We start from the raw sequence: 18,422 nt of genomic DNA on the forward strand, positions 1-18,422 counted from the left end.
AATTGTTTTCAAATTAAATTTCTAACGTGAAATGGATCTTACTTTTAAAATACAAGGGGGGTTGAAATGAAAAAAAGAATATTACATGTATTAAGTTCTAATGATCTGGCTGGAGCAGAAAACGTAGCAATTGGAATTATCACCACTCTTTCAGATTCATATGAAAGTGCTTATGCTTCTCCGAGTGGGTTAATTGAAGACGTTCTACAAAACAGAGGTATTGAGCATGTAGAAATGAAACAACTATCTATACGGCAACTCAGAAAAATTATTAGAGAATGGAAACCCGATTTAATACACGCACATGATTTTACTGCAACTATAAAATGTTCGTTAGCAACTTTTACTATTCCAGTTATATCCCATATTCATCAAAACCCACATTGGCTTAAATCTGTAAATAAATATTCTATCGTATTTTTTCTAGCATGCTTAAAAATCCAAAAAATAGTTGTAGTATCTCCTATCATAAAAGAAACTTCATTTTTAAATAGATTTCCTTCTAGATGTACCTCAATAAAAAACATCGTAGATATAAATGCGATAAAGAAAAATGCCCTTTTAGTGGAGGATAAAGATTTTGATATAGCATTTATCGGTAGATATGAAGATATAAAAAATCCGCTTCGATTTATTGAGATATGTGAAAAGGTGATTGAAATAATTCCAAATCTTAGAGTAGTCATGCTAGGTGGCGGGTCTCTAGAGCAAGTATGTCAAAAAGTTATTTTACAAAGAAATTTGCAAAAAAATATTGAAATAAGAGGATTCCAAATGAATCCTTACCCAGCACTTTTACACTCTAAAGTTTTTGTAATGACATCCAAATCAGAAGGTTTGCCTATGGTTCTAATGGAAGCACTAGCTTTAAGTAAGCCTGTGATAGTGCCTCTTCTACCAGGCATAGACAATATAGTAGATGATTCATGTTCGTACATTTGTGAAAATGATTTTGAGTTTGTAGAGGCGATAATCATACTGTTAAATTCTGTAGAAGAATACCAAAGGTTAAAAAAAGGTGCATATCAAAGAGCGGAAGAGTTAAGTGATATTGCTAAATTTAAATATCAACTTGGACAGGTATACAGTAGTGTTCTACAGTAGGCCACAATCTCAAATTACAAATTTTCTATTTAAAAACAGCTGGATGATTTTAGATGTTTTTTTTACTATTTTCTGTCTCATTGGTGACCAGCTGTTGAATAGTGGTCTTGGGATGTATGTACTTGTAATTTACTTTATTGCTCGTATATTATTCTCTACTATTGATCAAAACTTTTCTATATTAGTCTTTTTAATTCCTAATTTAGGGATAATGCATTTTACAGCAAGTACTGTGTCAATTCCTTCTTTGAACATTCTTATTTGTATATCTCTTGTTAAGCTAGTGATTAAATGCAGAAATATGGATATATCAAAATGGTATTTATTTTTTATTATTTTTATTATTTTTTATGAAGCATTACATTTATTTTCGTATAATTTAAAATCTATCTTTTTACTTTTTAGCTGGATAGGTGCAGTTTTATATGCTGCTTTGTACTTAATCTATTCAAGGAACACATATAATCATTTAAATACGATTAAGTACTTTCTTGTAGGGTTGGTTATTTCTATATTGTACGGAATTGTAGAGTTCTATCAGCTATACGGATCAATTTTGAATCAAAATGCGACGATTCGTTTTCGAGGCGGAGCTGGAGATTCTAATTATTTTTCTATGTATATTATGGTAGCCATGTTTTCGATGCTTCATCTTGTTATTAGAGGAAAGAGTATAGGTAAAAATATATTTTATCCTCTTTTATTTGTCTTTTTCGCAGGCTTTGGAATATTGAGTCTTTCCAGAATGTTCATATTGGTTGTTACGATTACTTTAATGTTCTTGCTCCTAAAACTTCTGCTTTCGCTTAGGAGGAGTAAGAAGTTAATACATTTTATCGTAATGATTATTATCCTCACGACGATACTTTCTTTTTTTTATCATGAAGAAATTCTTTCTTTGTTAGATTTGCTTTTTTCAAGGTTTACAAATTATATTAATGACCCTGATGCTTTGACAAGTAATAGGAATATTATTGCCGAAAGTTACTTCACACTTATGAATTCAGATTGGAAGCTAATGGTTTTTGGTATGGGAATTCAGGATTACCATATAAGATCTGGAGTTTATCTTGAAACGCATAACATTCTTATAGAGCTATTTGTTGTATGGGGATTATTAGGCTTTATCATTTTCTTCCTGTTTATAATGGTGTTAACTGTCTTTGCCTCTTCCAAGAAGCTTAGAAGAACAGCGTTCATCAGCTGGCTGCCTGTTTTAGCTATGGGTATTAGTTATCTATCGATAAATGCACTATCAAATGAAAGCTTCTATTTATTATTACTATTTGCGATAAAAAATATCTACGAATATGAGTAGTGGTTGGATAAATATAAATTCTTGAGAAAAGAAGGAAATTCTATTGATAAGATGAAAAAGACAGCAGTATTTTTAATGATTATAGCAGTTTTATCAAAGGTCACAGGCTTTCTACGCGATATAACTTTATCTTATTTTTATGGAGCAACTGCTATTAGTGATGCGTATATCATTTCCATCACTATTACCTCCGTTTTGTTCAGTCTTATTATTGCGGGTATTTCGACTGCATATATACCTATGTATAAACAAATTGAACATGAGGACGGAAAGAGATCGGCATTGGGTTTTACTAATAATTTGATAAACATAGTTCTTATCATTACTACAGGAATAATAGTGATAGGTTTGCTATCTTCTAACCTACTTGTAAAAGTGTTTGCCTTAGGCTTCGATGGGGAGACATTGAAAATAGCAGTGATGTTCACTCGTATAGGCTTGATAGGGATATATTTTACTAGTCTAACTCAATTGTTTATAGGATATCTGCAAATAAACGAAAAGTTTACTGCCTCAGCAATGGTAGGTTTACCATTCAATTTCATCATCATTTTGTCCATATATTTTAGCGTACATTCGAATATAGTTGTTTTAGCTATAGGAAGTGTTTTAGCTGCCTTTTTTCAAATGCTGTTTCTATTTCCTGCACTCAAGAAAACTAATTATAAATATGAGCGTATTGTAAGTATCTCAGATAAAAATATACAAAAAATGGCTACTATTGTTTTTCCAGTAATGATTGGAATATCCATTGATCAAATAAACTTAATGGTTGATAAAACAATTGCATCCATGTTGGTAGAAGGCGGAATATCGGCGTTAACATATGCAAGTCGTTTAAATGATTTTGTTCAAGGGATTTTTGTACTCTCCTTTGTTACTGTTATGTTCCCTCTCATCTCAAAGATGGCGGCACAAGACAATCAAAAGGACTTTAAAAAGTCTATTAGTGAGGTAATATCCAGTGTAATAATTATTGTGGTTCCAGCTAGTGTTGGAATAATGATACTTGTTAATCCAATAATCAAAATATTATTTGGTCATGGACATTTTGATGGTCAAGCAGTGGAAATGACTTCTCATGCATTATTTTTTTATTGCATTGGAATGATTGGTTATGCAATTAGAGAAATTCTCAATAGAACATTTTATTCATTACAGGATTCTAAAACGCCTATGTATAATGCTGCTATTGCAGTTGGATTAAATATAGTTCTTAATTTAATCCTTTCCAGATTTTTAGGCATAAGTGGTTTAGCGCTAGCTACGAGTATTTCAGCATTATTTTGCTCTTTTCTTTTAGTTATTCATCTGAGAAAAAAAATAGGATCTTTTGGTTTAAAGGAATGCCTCATCACTTTTGTAAAAGTATCTATTGCAGCGGGAGGTATGGGTGGGGTTGTCTATTTCTTAAATCAATCTTTAGTTATGGGTGAATTATTAAAACTATCAATTGTTGTATTAGTAGGAATAGTTATATATATATTACTGATCACTTTATTTAAAGTATCTGAAACAAAAACAATTATAAATTATATAAAAGAGAAATGGATCAATTAGAAGAAAGGATTGAGCTACTGAAAAACTTGGAGCTGCATACAATTGTCTGTTTTGAGGATTTGGCACTTGTTGAAAAGGAATGGACAAAGATACTAGATACTAAGCAAAACACAAATCCGTTTATAGAATTTATGTGGATATATGAATGGTGGAAGCATCTGGGGGGAAGTAAAAATATTGAAATTTCCGTTGTAAAAGAAAATGGAAAGATAGTAGCTATATTTCCTTTCCTATATACAAAAAAAGGTGCTTTATATGAATACTCCTTTTTAGGTCTAGGTCAAGCAAATTATATGGAAATTATCGCTTTTAATAGAAAACTAGAAGCCCTTATTAGATTTGTAATTGACTCAATTATAGAAAAGAAAAAGCATGTAGTTTTTAAATTGCATGGCATACTTGAAAGCAGTGACACCTTTCGTGCGTTAAATAACTTTCTGCAAAAAAATAATTATCCTCATACTAAACATCGTGTTATTACTCCATACATTAATTTAAAGAAAATTGAACTTGAAGAATATATGAAAAAGCGGAAAAAAATACACCGATTAGATAGAAGAGAAAAACGTATAAGGGAAAATGGGAATGTTGATGTATTAGTAACAGGGCCGGATAAAATGGAAGAAATATTTGATATTCATCATAAGAGATGGAAAAAGAAACATGATACGAGTCGTTTTACTTATAAACAAGAAAGAGAGTTTTATAAGAGTTTAGCCACTCGAACTACTGGAGATTGTCAAACTGAGATAGATGGCCTTTACTTGGATGGTAAAATGATTGCCTTTAACTATGGATACCGATGCAGAGGAAGATATATCAGCTATGTACTAGGATTTGATGATGATTACGATGTATTTAGTCCAGGTAGAATTCTAGAAAAAGAAAAAATCCTTCAATGTAGTGAACGGGACATAACAGTTTTCGATTTAAGTATTGGATATGAAACGTATAAATTTGAGTGGAATACAGATGTGGATCATACGACTAAAATGATTTTTTCATCTAGTACACCTTTAAGTCGAATGTACAGGAGAATCTTATCGGGGAAAGAAGGTTTAATCTCAAGAGTAAAATTAAACCAAAAGATAGTGTTATTTAAAAGAAACAAGCTAGGTAAAGCTGTATACATCATAAAAAATATTTTCCGTAAAGGTGAAGCAAAAGAAGCTAGGAAAATAATTTTAGAATTTCTTGCAATGCAATTTAGAAAAATATTCCATATGAAAAGTTACTATATATATGAAATACCAAGAAAAGATGTAAAAGCAAGAGATGGAATTAAGTCATATACGGAACTTACTATAAAGGATTCAACTTCTAAGTACTCTATATTTCAGCCATTTATGAGAGATATTTGTACAAAAATTTATGGAGGAAGTAAAGGGTTTTATGATAGTGAAGGGGTTAAATACGAGAATGTTATTTGGTTAAACGAAAAGGTATTTCGTATAGATGAGATATCCTATTTGAAGGACTTTAGAAAAAGCTCTATTTCAATAGAAAATTGGAGAATAGAAAATATAGCGGAGATTTGTTCCTATATAAAAAAGAAAAGTAATGTGAATAAGCTATTCGTTTTTGTTAAACGACGGGAAAAAAAGAAAATAGCAGAGTTAGAAAAACAGGGTTTCATATTAAAAGAGAAGATTGTTAAAAGAACTGTTTTCGGTGTTACTAAGATGATGATTACTTAAATTACCCTATGTAGAAGAGGGAGATAAATGCGCATTGTTCAATTGATAACCCATATGAATGAGCTTGGAGGAGCCCAAGTCCACGTACGGGATTTATCTAGACAGCTTTTAACTGATGGTCATGAGGTTACTATAATGTCGGGTGGTGAAGAAACTACCGATTCGGATTTAGTTGTAGATGGTATTGCATATGTTCGAACAAAGTTTTTAAAAAGAAATATTAACCTATGGAAAGATGCTCAGGCTATCTTGGAGATTAGGAAAAAGCTAAAGGAACTGAGTCCAGATATCGTCGCTATCCATTCGTCTAAAGCTGGTATATTAGGAAGAATTGCTTGTTGGTCTCTGAGGCTTCCATTTGTTTTTACAGCACACGGCTGGGCATTTGCTGAAGGGGTTGAAACAAGAAAAAAAATGTTTTATAGATTGGTTGAAAAACAAATTGGAAAATTATCACGCACTGTTATAACTGTGTGTGAACAAGATCGGCTGTTAGCCATAAATAATCGAGTACTTCCTTCGGAAAAACTAGTAACAATTACAAACGGAGTGCATGATAACAGCATTTTAAGTAATAGGACCATAAAGGATGAAGTAGTAATAGTAATGGTTGCACGTTTTGAAGCCCCCAAAAAACATCTAGATGTAATAAAAGCTTTAGCTCAATTAAAAGACCTGCAATGGAAAATGATTTTTGTAGGGGATGGATCATTAAAGCAAGAAGTAATGTTAGCAGCTGTAGAAAATGAGCTAGATAATAGAGTCTTATTTTTAGGTAATTGCTCTGATGTCTCTTCTGTATTGAAAAACTCTGACCTGTTTGTGCTCACTTCTTCATGGGAGGGATTACCATTAAGTATATTAGAAGCTATGATGCACAGTCTTCCTGTGATTTCTTCAGACGTAGGGGGTGTAAGAGAGGCGGTTTCTAATAACAAAAATGGATTTCTTATTAAGGACAATCTCTCGGACCTTTTAAAAAGATTGATCGAAGATGAGGAACTTCGATTAAGAATGGGGAAAAAGAGCAGAAATATTTACTTAGAATCTTTTACGTTTTCAATTATGTATGAAAAAACGTGTTCAGTTTATCATAAAGTGATTAATAAAAAAGAACTACTATAACGTAGGAGACTGTATATGAAAAACGACTCAGTCACAGTACAAACGCTTATTGCTCTTACTGGAGAAGTTTTCTATGACAAAAGCATAATCATATAGTTTTTTTACTGACGATTTGGTTTAAATAAAAAAAGAAAGGAGTTTTATTTGGAACTTTTCGTTATAAAAAGTCCAATGCAATTGCAGATGTATAAGAAGGAATGGTCCTCCATTCTAGAATTAAACCACAATACTAACCATTTTTTTGAATATGAATTTTTTATAAATTGGTGGAAGAACAAAGCTTCTAACCATAATGTAACAGTATTTGGGATTAAGGAAAATTTAAAAGTAATAGCTTTTTTTCCTTTTAATATATCAATAAAATATAATATACCTATTTATCAAATGTTATCTCTTCCTGGAATATGTAAATTAGATTTTATAGTACATCATTCTAATCTAGATAGAGTGCTTATGTTTTTGATGGATAAATTAATAGAAAATCATAAACATGCTGTGTTTCATTTTACAGAAATGAGTGAAATTCTTTTCTTAAAGCTCTCTGCCTATTTAAAAGCTCGAAATTTACTAAGTAAAGTAACTGTAAGCTTGAATTCCCCCATCATAGATGAGGGAAATAATATATTAAGAATAGAAAGATTACAAGAACTAGGTAATGTGGCTATTGATGAAATTTCCTATTCTCAATATAAGGAATTCATTTGTAAATCTAGAGAGCCTTTCTGCTTTTCTTCTTCTTACGATCTTACTTTTTTAGAAAATTTATCACAGGAGCTCAAAATAGCAGCACTGGAATTGAAAGTGATTACTGTAGCAATTGAGAAGGAAATTGTCGCTTTTTCCTTTGTATTGAAATGTAGAGGGACATATGAAGAATACGCATATGGCTTTCACCCAGACTTTACAATTTACGAACTTGAAAAGGTACTAAGCCATCACATAAAAGTCGTTAATAATAGTTTAATGCATTCATCTTCAGCTAATAGTTTTGTAGTTTCGACTAAAACTTTAAAGGCAAGGTTCACCAAAACAATCTTTTTCTTAAAGAAAAAACAATTAGCAAGAAAAAAGTTTTCATTCAAAAAGATTAAATCTCTTAGTGTAAGAAAATATAAATACCTTTTAGCTAGGCTTACTGATACTCAAGTAAAGACAGTAAGTGATTTTAAAGGTGTGACTAATATAGACATACTGACTTCAGAAAATAATAGAAGGGAATCGCTGGAGAAGGCTTTTAGGAAAAGCAAAGGTTATTATTCAATAGATCCTTCTAAGGCATTTTGGGTAAATGAAAATTTTATCTTTAATGAAGATACGGTTTTTCTCAAGGAATTACCAGCAAGGTCCGTATATTTAAGTTCGTGGAATAGACAAGAACTTGAAAAACAACTCTCTTTTATACAAAAAATCTATCTTCCAAATAATATCTATGTATTGGTCGATTTTACAGATAAGGTGAGTCAAGAAAAACTAAAATTGTTTGGATTTCAAATTATTGAGAGATTAAAGCTGGACCAGGCTAATAGTGCACACAAGATGAGAAGAAAAGTAAAATAAAGAGAAGGTGCCTTTATAATTGTTTTGGAAAGAAAATTTTTGTTTTTTAAAATGCACAGCTACTATTTTTCTGAAAAAAACCAAGAGTTGCAATCAAGCAAAGATATAGAAGGGTTTTCTCATTCCACCTTTTCAACGGGACTTTCAAAGGTGGAAACAAGCTGTATTGATTTAACAAGAGAGGAAGAATTATTATTCTTTGATTTAAGATCTAGCAATAGAAAACAAATTAGAAGAGCAATGAATAGGGAATTTATAATAGAAGAATTAGATAATCCTACAATTAGAGACATATATGATTTCCAGAGGTTTTATAATGCATTTGCTAAAACAAAGGATACCTATTCTTGTAATGCTTTTCATATAAATACAATGAAAAGACTTAGAGAACAGAATGCTTTAGTTATTACAAAAATATTAAATAACGATAAAGAAACTCTATGTTATCGAGTATATATTTCTGATGGTGAAAACGTGCTGTCGCTATACTCTGCTTCTTATTATAAGGAATTTAAAAGCGCAATAGAAAAAAGAATGTTAAGTGAAGCAAGTAGATATTTGCTGTGGCATAATATCCTTTACTTTAAAAGGACTAATCATAAACGTTATGACATGGGTGGGCTTACGGACAATGAAAATATACGAAACTTTAAGCTAGAATTTGGGGGGGATATCGTAGAAGTATATTCAGGTTATAAGGCAAAATCCTCCGTTGGTAAGATAGTTTTGTGGGGAAGAAATTTATATATGAGGAGGTAAAGAGAAACTGGGTGTTCTTGTAATTTCTTTAGACATGGAGATGAATTGGGGAGTACATGACGTTCTTTCATTGGAAAAGTATAAGGGAAATTTATTAGGGTCTCGGATTGCCATTCCTAGAATGCTGCAGTTGTTTAATGATTATGAGATCCACGCTACTTGGGCGATCGTTGGGATGCTATATTGTAAAAATAAAAAAGAGCTGTTACAAAGACTGGATAATTTAGATCTTCCATACGAACAAGAGGAATTTTCTCCTAAACACATATTATCCTATGTTGGAGAGGAGGAGAGTGTAGACCCTTACCACTACGCAGGTTCATTGATTGAAATTATTAAGACAGCTCCAAATCAAGAAATCGCGACACATACATTTTCTCATTATTACTGTTTAGAATCTGGACAAAGTATTAAAAACTTTGAAAAGGATTTAGAGAACGTGGCAGAACTACAGGAGGGTGTTACTTCTTTAGTATTTCCAAGAAACCAAACAAATGAAGAGTATTTGAAAGTTTGTAAAATGTACGGTATAAGTGCCTATAGAGGAAATGAAGATAGCTGGATCTATAGGCCATATACAAGCAAAACTAATTTGCCGATTAAGAGAGCAATGCGTCTGCTAGACGCCTATGTTATGGTGACTGGTCACCATACTTACAGTATAAATAGTTTAAAGGCAACTTCCGTTTTAAATATAAAATCTAGTAGATTTCTGCGTCCATACAACAAAAAACTTCGTGTATTAGAAGGGCTAAGACTAGAAAGAATAAAAAAAGGATTAACGGAAGCAGCAAGGGAAGATAAGGTGTTTCATCTCTGGTGGCACCCACATAATTTCGGGGTAAATATAGAAGAAAACCTACGCTTTTTAGAGGAAATCTTAAAGCATGTAGAAATTTTGAGGGATAAATATAGTTTTGAATCCCTAAATATGAAAGAGGTAGCCGATAAATTCTTGGCTGAACAAAGAGAAGTGGATAGTATCACCTAGTACTCCAACCCAAAGGTTTAAAGTAACTAAAAAGCAAGAATGTGTTACAACATTCTTGCTTTCCATAAATAAGACAGCACTTGCCTCATTATTTTAAAATTATCGAACCCCGTATTTCTTCTCCAATTGAACAATCTCAGCATCATCATTCTTTTGACCAGTCAATAAATCTCTTAATATATGAGAGCCTAGCATACTGTAAACAGTTCCGTTTCCACCGTACCCTAGTAAATAATAGTGTTTTTCCTTCGTTGGGTGCTGACCGATGAATGGGAGGTTATCAATTGATTCTCCGAAACTAGCCGCATAGGCATAATCGATACTTAAATCGTATTGAGGAAATAACTCTTTTATTTGTTTTAAGAGATTTTCAGCTCTTTTCATGATTAGCTCATATGATTGAGGTGCCTCTGGTTTGTCCTCGTCTAATCCACCGACGATTATACGTCCTTCCTTACACGTCCGAGCATACAAATAGGGACGCTGTGTCTCCCATATTAAAGCCTGCTCATGCCAATCGGATAAATCTTTCACTACATTACTCACCATTACATAGGAACGATTAATGTCTGCACCAACACGTTTTCCTACCGGCGTTGTTTCATAACCGGTTGTGTAGACAATGTTCTTAGCAAAGAAGTTTTGACCAGAAGTGCGAATGTCTAAATGGTCACTTACATCTAATACATCTATCACTTCCGTATAAGGGAACAAGTGAACACCTAGATTTTCAGCTTTTCTTAGAACTCCTTGAACAAATTTCAAAGGGTTCACCTCTGCATCTCCCAGCGTCAGTAGGGCACCATCCTTCTCAAAGGAGAATTTGCTCGCTATCTCATTTCTTCCTAGATAATCACATGGAAAGTTATACTTTTGTAGAGTTATGTACTCCGCCTTCAGTTTTTCTACGTCATTTTCCTCACTTGCAAAGCATAGGCTCGGTCTTCTAATAAAGTCAGGATCTTCATCTAAACTTTTAGCGACAACCTCTAAATGGTCCATTGCCTCGTAGCAAAGCTGATAGAAACGAACTGCATCTTTTTCTCCAATTTGGTCGATTAGCTCATGTAACATAATGTCATTTGAATATTGTAGCAGGCCAGTGTTTGCACTTGTACTGCCTGAGCCCATTACTCGTTTATCTAATAGAGCTACCTGTAAGCCTGCTTCCGCGAGAGCCAAGGCAGTCAAAGAGCCTGACATTCCTGCACCAACGATCACAACGTCATATATTTCTAATGGATTTACCGCTATTTTAGGTTCAAATGCTTTTGTAGTAGTTGGCCAATAAAGAGACCCGTTATGAATATTCATATATTATCCTCCGATTATTTTTATAGATTATATACCCATAATTTTGGAGTTCAATCCATGGTATACTATAAGCTAATAAAATTAAGAAGGATGTTATATATGAACCAAGATAAACCACATGTATTAGTTATAGATGGCATGGCACTTCTGTTCCGTTCTTTTTTTGCAACAGCAATGTCAGGCAATTATTTTAAAAATGACAAAGGAATTCCAACTAATGCGGTACAGGGCTTTGCAAGACATGTACTAGCGGCACAAAATATTATGCAACCGACTCATATGGCTATTTGCTGGGATAAAGGGATGAATACATTTCGCAATGAGCTTTTTGACGGATATAAGGCGAATCGACCTAAACCTGCTGTTGAACTTGTTCCACAATTTGATATGGCCCAGGAGCTTTCCGAGCATTTAGGGTGGAAAAACTTTGGGTTAGTAGGGATGGAAGCAGACGATACAATTGCATCCATTACGCATAAATGGCAGGATGACGCACGCTTTACGATTGTGAGTGGGGACAAGGATTTACTTCAATTATTACATTCCTCTACAGAAATTGCCTTTACTAAAAAAGGCTTCACAATATACGATATGTATACCGAGGACAGATTTCAGCAGGAGTATGGAATTTCCCCGTTACTTTTCCCTGATGTTAAGGCATTTATGGGGGATTCGAGTGATGGTTATGCAGGGGTAAAGGGAATTGGACCAAAGACAGCATTGCAGCTTATTCAAACTTATGGATCTGTTGAAAATGTAGTAGAATCTCTCCACCTGCTAAAAACAGGCCAACGAACAAAAATAGAAACGGATTTAGATATGCTTCATCTTTCAAAGCAACTTGCTACTATTAGAAGAGATGTGCCAATTGATGCTGAGCTTGATCATCTTCAGCTTCAAAATATTGGGTCTGATAAATACGATTTCTTATATGATCAAGGATATACCATTTTGGCAAGACAGCTGCAGTCTACTAAGTAATCTGTGGAGGAACCATTTTTACGAAGGTGAGTATAGGAGCATTTACCTCATACTTTATTTTTCGAATGGTGCTCGCTCGATTTCTTCCTCCGTTATCATGAACGATTAAAAAAAGGCCACTGCTAGTCTGCTCAAAGCCGATTAGAGGAACCCAGTGATAGGAAAAAGAAAATTTTTTTCTCCACTGAAAGGTGAAATACTTATCAAATTTCAATGCGACCGGACGCCCCTGACGTAGTTCCTCTATAGCTTCGTCAACGGAGCATTTGTCTATTGTCCAACTAGAGCCAAGCATCTTTCTCAAATATTTTATAAAGCGATAGGTAAACAGGCCAATTCGAGTACCCTTCAGATTTTTATATAATTCGTTAGGCATATAAGCATGTTTATCTGGTATTAGATAATTTAAGAGCACATAAACGGTAACAGGCCCGCAGGCGGAGGCCTGGAATTTAGCATCCACTGCTGCATCGTATTGAGAAAAACCTTTAACAGGCAATTGGATTTTCATAAAATAACCTCCTGCATATTTTACGTTTCTAATGCGTTTATTTCATAATAGTACTTTATTAGCTGAAACTGAATATTTATGACTTGTTATATGAATAGGTTGAAGCTTCTGGAATTAGCTATATCTAATTCCAGAAAATAATTTATAATACATTTATATTACCCAAAAAGTTGTGAGTAAAAGCAAAAATTGTTTTGACGTGATGGAAGGGGATGGATGGATTGATTAGAGTTCTAGAGGAAAAGGATTATGCAGCTACAGCAGATTTAGTTTCAATGGCTTACCCGGGGATGGGAATTCAGTCATCGGAGAAAAAGCAGGAACTTGTAGAACGATTCATAAGAGAACAGAAGGAACATAATGGTATCCAATATTATGGCTGTTTTAATGAAGCGGACCAATTAGTAGGTATATACAGAAGAAGCGATTTTGAATGCAATATAAATGGACAGTTTCAAAGAGTTTTTGGCATTGGAATGGTAGCTGTACATATTCTACATAAAAAAGAAAAGGTTGCTTTCCAATTGCTTTCTCATTTTCATGAGGAGGCCCGGAAGGAAAAGGTTACACTTGTAGCTCTTTATCCATTTAGCTCAAGCTTTTATCGAAAAATGGGATATGGCTATGGTCCAATAAAGTATGAATTTAAAATAAAACCAGGCTCATTTAACAGCAATGGTAAGAAGAATCTTGTTCAATTACTATCTCCTGCGGACGAAGAGGAGATTGTAGCTGTATACAATAAGTTTGCAGAAAAGCATCATGGAATGATTAAACGGACATGGAATGAACGGCAGCACATAAAAAATGCAAAAACACTTTATGTAGGTGTAAGAGAAGAAGGTCAACTCATTGGTGCATTAGCGTTTACCTTAGATCCAGTGAAGGATAGCAATTTTTTACACCAAAACCTAGTAATTCATGAATGGGTTTGGTTAAATCAGAAGGCGTATAAACAGCTAGCGGCATGGGTTCATTCACAGCAAGATCAAGTGGATCGTGTTATTTATAGTACTAACAATCCCGCTTTTATTTATAGCCTAAACAATCCACCGAATGATTCCAATCATCTAATACCTAGTGTCTACCACGAGGTTGCGAGGACTGGTTCTGGTCTAATGTACCGTATTACAGACATTTTTCAATTTATAGAAAATATGAATGATCAAGCTCTTCGTAAACCTATACAAAATACTAAAATAGTAGTAAAGATTGAGGATAGTTTTATTCCAGAACAAAATGGCCTCGTCGAGCTTAGCTTTTCTAATGAGAAATGGCTGGCAAGAAAGCTTGAAGCAGAAATTAAACAACCAAATATCCAAATCACTATTCAGGACCTGAGTGCCTGGTGGATGGGGTGTGTCTCAATTAAGGAATTAAATAACTACGGGGAAATAGAGCTTCACAATATTGTTACCGACGATTTAGATGATTGGTTTATGCCAAGAAAAGGCCCTATTTGTATGACGAATTTTTAAGATAAAAAGAAAGGCTTCAGATTACCGAAGCCTTTCTTTTTAATATTTAGAAGTAATCGTTTTGTTTGCCTCTGCTAAGAGATGATTCAAAGCTTCACGGAAATTTTTATAGGTTTCAATATTCACATGTAAATCCGCATGAACAATTTCTCGGATAAATTTAGGATTGAAACCTACGTAAATAGGCCGAATTCCCATTAAACGTAAAGAACTGTTCAACTGTGAAATGGATACAGCCAAATCATTGTAGTCAAACTCCTCTATATGTTCAACGCTAACACCAGTAAAGTCGAAAATGGCATGCTCAACTTCTTTATGCTCTCCAATATATTGCAATGTTTGTGTCTCAATATTTTCAAAGCGTTCCTTGTACATGTATCCAGCAATTGGCATTAAAATTGTTTTTGGGACAATGGATGGAATAATCGGAGTAGACATAGTTTTAATAATGCGCTCATAGTGAGCAATTTTCTCTTTTAATTCAAGAATCTCATTTTCTTGCGACAAATAAAACACCTCTGACTTTTTTATTCTGTAGCCTTAGAAAAAAATAGGGACCCTCTATTAGAGCAGCCCCTTTTAACGGTAAATAATTTATAATGCGAAAAATATCTTCTATAGAAAGAATAAACTATTTATTCTAATCGTGCATCTTTTATGATGTACTTCATAGTACTGCTCGTCGCAGTATGAAAGATAAATACTCTGAATAGTAGACAGCTTCTAATTAATTTTGTGCATCAAAAAATTCAGTTACCTGCTCCTGCGCGCCTTGCTGCTCGTCGCAGTATGAAAAGTAGATGCTTTGAGTTGTAGATACTTTATTATTTGCTTTGTGCATCTAAAAATTCAGTTACTTGCTCCTGCGCGCTTCGCTGCTCGTCGCAGTATGAAAGGTAGATGCTTTGACTTGTAGATAACTTCTAATTACTTTTGTGCATCTAAAAATTCAGTTACTTGCTCCTGCGCGCTTCGCTGCTCGTCGCAGTATGAAAGGTAGATGCTTTGACTTGTAGATAACTTCTAATTAATTTTGTGCATCTAAAAATTCAGTTACTTGCTCCTGCGCACTGCTCGTCGCAGTATGAAAAGTAGATGCTTTGATTTGTAGATAACTTCTAATTACTTTTGTGCATCTAAAAATTCAGTGACCTGCTCCGGTGATTTTGCGTTGGCGCTGTGTAGGTGAGCTTTTTTCTCGCCGTTTTGGTAAATTAGAAGGCTAGGGATTCCCATAACTTCATATTTTTCAGCGATTTCTGGTAGCTCATCGCGGTTTACTTCATACCACTCGTACTGATTGTATTTTTCGATGATTGGATCGATAAACATTTCCATTCTGCGGCAATCAGGACACCAGCCAGCTTCGAATTTAACTAGTACTTCATTGTCTCCGGAAATGATTTCATTAAATTGTTCTGCAGTTGTAATTTTTTTCATATTATATACCTCCATGGATGATACATACAGTTTACACTGTTTCCCATATAGGAGAAAGAAAAATGTATTAATTTATTCATTTTATTATTGCGAAAATTTGAACATTGCACTAGAATAATAGATATAGAGATTGCTTCTATTTTTTTTGTAAACAAAATGAATGAGCGTTCATTCAAGATGAAGGGGAGGCTTTGCACGTGACATATCAAATTAAAAAAGCAGCTGTACTTGGTTCGGGGGTAATGGGATCTGGAATCGCAGCTCACTTAGCAAACATAGGTATACCAACGCTATTGTTGGATATCGTTCCAAAAGAAGTTAGTAAAGAGGATGAAGCAAAAGGACTTACATTGGAGCATCCTTCCGTACGTAATCGTTTTGCAGATACCGCTTTACAGAAATTATTAAAGCAAAAACCAGCACCACTAACGTCTAAGAAAAACCTACAGCTAATTACAGCAGGTAACCTAGAGGATGACTTAGAAAAGTTAAAAGACGTGGACTGGATTATTGAGGTAGTAGTTGAAAACCTAGAAATTAAGAAAAACCTATATGACAAAATTGATGCTGTACGTAAGTCGGGTACAATCATCACTTCTAACACATCAGGTATCAGCATTAATGCGATGGTGGAAGGAAGATCAGAAGACTTCGGTAAACACTTCCTAGGCACTCACTTCTTTAATCCACCTCGCTATTTAAAGCTGTTGGAAGTAATTCCAGCTCAATCAACTGCTCCTGAAGTAGTAGAATTCATGAAGAAATTTGGTGAGGATGTTCTTGGAAAAGGTGTAGTACTAGCAAAGGATACGCCAAATTTCATCGCTAACCGAATTGGGACTTATGGCTTGCTTGTAACTCTTCGTGAAATGCAAGCAAGAGGATACTCTGTTGGTGAGGTAGATTCAGTTACTGGGCCACTAATTGGTCGTCCGAAGTCTGCTACGTTCCGTACTCTTGATGTTGTAGGTCTCGATACGTTTGCTCACGTAGCCAAAAATGTATATGACCAAACAACTGGGGAAGAGCAAAAGGTATTTGAAGTACCGGCATTCATGAAAAAAATGCTTGAAAATAATTGGCTTGGAGCTAAAACAGGTCAAGGCTTTTTCTTAAAAGAAGGAAAAGAAATTAAAGAACTAAATCCTGAAACATTAGAATATGGTCCAATGAAAAAGCTTAAAACACCTTCAATGGAAATGGCTAAGCAGCAAAAAGGCTTAGCTGCAAAAGTGAAAACGTTGACATATGCAAAAGATCGTACTGGCGAGCTATTATGGAGTATTTTAAGTCCGACGCTTATCTATTCTGCTCAGCTTCACACAGATATAGCTGATGATATCGTGTCTATTGACAATGCGATGAAATGGGGCTTCGGCTGGCAGCAAGGACCTTTTGAAATATGGGATGCAATTGGAGTAAAAGACTCAGTAGAAAAAATGAAGGCAGAGGGTTATGACATTCCAGCATTCGTTCAATCTTTATTAGATAAAGGCTTTGAATCCTTCTATAAAGAAGAGAATGGCGATTTCTTCTATTTTGATGGAACAGATTACCAAGCGGTTCCAGTTAATGAAAAAGTAATCGACTTAAAAAGCTACAAGAAAAAGCATGGTGTCATTAAGTCGAACTCAGGTGCTAGTCTAATCGATTTAGGAGACGGAATTGCTTTACTTGAATTCCATTCTAAGTCCAATTCAATTGGATTAGACATTCTTCAAATGATTAACTTTGCAATCGATGAAGTAGAGAAAAACTTTAAAGGACTTGTTATTAGTAACCAAGGCAAAAACTTCAGCGTTGGAGCAAATCTTGGAATGATTTTAATGGAAGCTCAAGATGACAATATTTTTGAACTAGATTTCGTCGTTCGTCAATTCCAAAATGCGACACTGAAAATTAAATACTCTTCAAAACCAGTCGTTGTTGCTCCATTTGGAATGACACTAGGTGGAGGAGCAGAGGTCACTTTACCTGCAGCACACATTCAAGCTTCTACTGAAACATATATGGGACTTGTTGAAGCAGGCGTTGGGCTGATTCCTGGCGGTGGAGGTAATAAAGAGCTTTACCTTAAACATCTGAAAGGAATTCCGAATGGAGTTCAAATTGACTATCTGAATGTTGCTAGCAAGGTGTTTGAAACAATAGCTATGGCGAAGGTTTCGACTTCAGCTGAAGAAGCACGTGAAAATAATTTCTTAAGCATTGCAGATGGAATCAGTGTAAACCCTGACCACTTGATCTACGACGCGAAACAAGCAGCGATAGCTCTTGCTGATGCTGGCTACAAGGCTCCGATTCGTGAGAAGGTTCCGGTTGTAGGATCCCCTGGATATGCAGCACTGTTATTAGGGGCAGAAGGAATGTTCTTATCAGGATATATTAGTGAGCATGACTTGAAGATTGCGAAGAAGCTTGCATATGTCATTGCTGGCGGAGAGGTGCCATACGGTACTTTAGTGGATGAGCAATATCTACTTAACTTAGAGCGCGAGGCTTTCTTAAGTTTAGTTGCAGATCCTAAATCTCAGGCAAGAATGCAGCACATGTTAGTGAAAGGTAAACCATTACGCAACTAGTCTGC

15 protein-coding genes are annotated in these 18,422 nt (G+C 34.5%); 11 read left to right on the plus strand and 4 right to left on the minus strand.

Going from position 1 to position 18,422, the window contains the following annotated elements; all coding sequences use genetic code 11:
• Positions 1–66 precede the first annotated feature (66 nt).
• The 8 genes from D0S48_RS18505 (at position 67) to D0S48_RS18540 (ending at position 10,111) form a co-directional block, all read left to right on the plus strand.
• Entirely contained in the window at positions 67–1,104 is a 1,038-nt protein-coding gene (locus D0S48_RS18505; protein WP_151113270.1) for a glycosyltransferase, read from the plus strand.
• The gene (locus D0S48_RS18510; RefSeq protein WP_151113272.1) at positions 1,052–2,422 is read left to right on the plus strand and encodes an O-antigen ligase family protein; all 1,371 of its coding nucleotides are present in this window, start codon (positions 1,052–1,054) and stop codon (positions 2,420–2,422) included. The genes D0S48_RS18505 and D0S48_RS18510 overlap by 53 nt, the downstream gene beginning before the upstream one ends.
• Positions 2,423–2,425: 3 nt before the next feature.
• Positions 2,426–3,982, plus strand: a complete 1,557-nt coding sequence (gene murJ, locus D0S48_RS18515) for a murein biosynthesis integral membrane protein MurJ (RefSeq protein WP_225321649.1) — start codon at positions 2,426–2,428, stop codon at positions 3,980–3,982.
• The gene (locus D0S48_RS18520; RefSeq protein ID WP_151113274.1) at positions 3,970–5,679 is read left to right on the plus strand and encodes a GNAT family N-acetyltransferase; all 1,710 of its coding nucleotides are present in this window, start codon (positions 3,970–3,972) and stop codon (positions 5,677–5,679) included. The genes murJ and D0S48_RS18520 overlap by 13 nt, the downstream gene beginning before the upstream one ends.
• A 27-nt stretch (positions 5,680–5,706) precedes the next feature.
• Complete coding sequence (locus D0S48_RS18525) at positions 5,707–6,804, plus strand: glycosyltransferase family 4 protein (protein WP_144538675.1); 1,098 nt, start codon at positions 5,707–5,709, stop codon at positions 6,802–6,804.
• A 144-nt stretch (positions 6,805–6,948) separates the two neighbouring features.
• On the plus strand, positions 6,949–8,361 hold the full coding sequence (locus D0S48_RS18530) for a GNAT family N-acetyltransferase (protein ID WP_151113276.1): 1,413 nt from the start codon (positions 6,949–6,951) through the stop codon (positions 8,359–8,361).
• A 24-nt stretch (positions 8,362–8,385) separates the two neighbouring features.
• Positions 8,386–9,120: a hypothetical protein gene (locus D0S48_RS18535; protein WP_151113278.1), complete on the plus strand. Its 735-nt coding sequence runs from the start codon at positions 8,386–8,388 to the stop codon at positions 9,118–9,120.
• A 70-nt stretch (positions 9,121–9,190) separates the two neighbouring features.
• Positions 9,191–10,111: a polysaccharide deacetylase family protein gene (locus D0S48_RS18540; protein ID WP_191963835.1), complete on the plus strand. Its 921-nt coding sequence runs from the start codon at positions 9,191–9,193 to the stop codon at positions 10,109–10,111.
• 99 nt (positions 10,112–10,210) lie between these two features.
• On the opposite strand, the gene D0S48_RS18545 is transcribed toward D0S48_RS18540, so the two are convergent.
• Complete coding sequence (locus D0S48_RS18545) at positions 10,211–11,425, minus strand: NAD(P)/FAD-dependent oxidoreductase (protein WP_151113282.1); 1,215 nt, start codon at positions 11,423–11,425, stop codon at positions 10,211–10,213.
• Positions 11,426–11,524: 99 nt separating this feature from the next.
• Here D0S48_RS18545 and D0S48_RS18550 point away from each other — a divergent pair, with 99 nt between their 5' ends.
• On the plus strand, positions 11,525–12,406 hold the full coding sequence (locus D0S48_RS18550; RefSeq protein ID WP_151113284.1) for a 5'-3' exonuclease: 882 nt from the start codon (positions 11,525–11,527) through the stop codon (positions 12,404–12,406).
• On the opposite strand, the gene D0S48_RS18555 is transcribed toward D0S48_RS18550, so the two are convergent.
• The gene (locus D0S48_RS18555) at positions 12,399–12,917 is read right to left on the minus strand and encodes a C39 family peptidase (protein ID WP_151113286.1); all 519 of its coding nucleotides are present in this window, start codon (positions 12,915–12,917) and stop codon (positions 12,399–12,401) included. The genes D0S48_RS18550 and D0S48_RS18555 overlap by 8 nt on opposite strands.
• 221 nt (positions 12,918–13,138) lie before the next feature.
• Between D0S48_RS18555 and eis the strand changes: the two genes are divergently transcribed.
• A complete protein-coding gene (eis, locus tag D0S48_RS18560) occupies positions 13,139–14,395 on the plus strand; it encodes a GNAT family N-acetyltransferase (protein ID WP_191963836.1) in 1,257 nt (418 codons plus the stop codon).
• A 39-nt stretch (positions 14,396–14,434) separates the two neighbouring features.
• On the opposite strand, the gene D0S48_RS18565 is transcribed toward eis, so the two are convergent.
• Both D0S48_RS18565 and D0S48_RS18570 read right to left on the minus strand, forming a co-directional pair.
• The gene (locus D0S48_RS18565) at positions 14,435–14,902 is read right to left on the minus strand and encodes an STAS domain-containing protein (RefSeq protein ID WP_144538666.1); all 468 of its coding nucleotides are present in this window, start codon (positions 14,900–14,902) and stop codon (positions 14,435–14,437) included.
• A gap of 615 nt (positions 14,903–15,517) precedes the next feature.
• Positions 15,518–15,835 carry a thioredoxin family protein gene (locus D0S48_RS18570; protein ID WP_151113290.1) on the minus strand — a complete coding sequence of 106 codons (318 nt, stop codon included), beginning with the start codon at positions 15,833–15,835 and terminating at the stop codon, positions 15,518–15,520.
• Positions 15,836–16,032: 197 nt separating this feature from the next.
• Between D0S48_RS18570 and D0S48_RS18575 the strand changes: the two genes are divergently transcribed.
• Positions 16,033–18,417 carry a 3-hydroxyacyl-CoA dehydrogenase/enoyl-CoA hydratase family protein gene (locus D0S48_RS18575; RefSeq protein WP_151113292.1) on the plus strand — a complete coding sequence of 795 codons (2,385 nt, stop codon included), beginning with the start codon at positions 16,033–16,035 and terminating at the stop codon, positions 18,415–18,417.
• The last annotated feature ends 5 nt before the right edge of the window (positions 18,418–18,422 follow it).

The sequence above is a fragment of the Psychrobacillus sp. AK 1817 genome (assembly GCF_008807035.1).
GTDB classification, from domain to species: domain Bacteria; phylum Bacillota; class Bacilli; order Bacillales_A; family Planococcaceae; genus Psychrobacillus; species Psychrobacillus faecigallinarum.

Excerpts from the sequence above, each read along its gene's own strand:
- D0S48_RS18545 (WP_151113282.1), bottom strand. The coding sequence starts at position 11,425 with ATGAATATTCATAACGGGTCTCTTTATTGGCCAACTACTACAAAAGCA.
- D0S48_RS18505 (WP_151113270.1), top strand. The coding sequence starts at position 67 with ATGAAAAAAAGAATATTACATGTATTAAGTTCTAATGATCTGGCTGGA.
- D0S48_RS18520 (WP_151113274.1), top strand. The coding sequence starts at position 3,970 with ATGGATCAATTAGAAGAAAGGATTGAGCTACTGAAAAACTTGGAGCTG.
- D0S48_RS18570 (WP_151113290.1), bottom strand. The coding sequence starts at position 15,835 with ATGAAAAAAATTACAACTGCAGAACAATTTAATGAAATCATTTCCGGA.
- D0S48_RS18555 (WP_151113286.1), bottom strand. The coding sequence starts at position 12,917 with ATGAAAATCCAATTGCCTGTTAAAGGTTTTTCTCAATACGATGCAGCA.
- D0S48_RS18550 (WP_151113284.1), top strand. The coding sequence starts at position 11,525 with ATGAACCAAGATAAACCACATGTATTAGTTATAGATGGCATGGCACTT.
- D0S48_RS18525 (WP_144538675.1), top strand. The coding sequence starts at position 5,707 with ATGCGCATTGTTCAATTGATAACCCATATGAATGAGCTTGGAGGAGCC.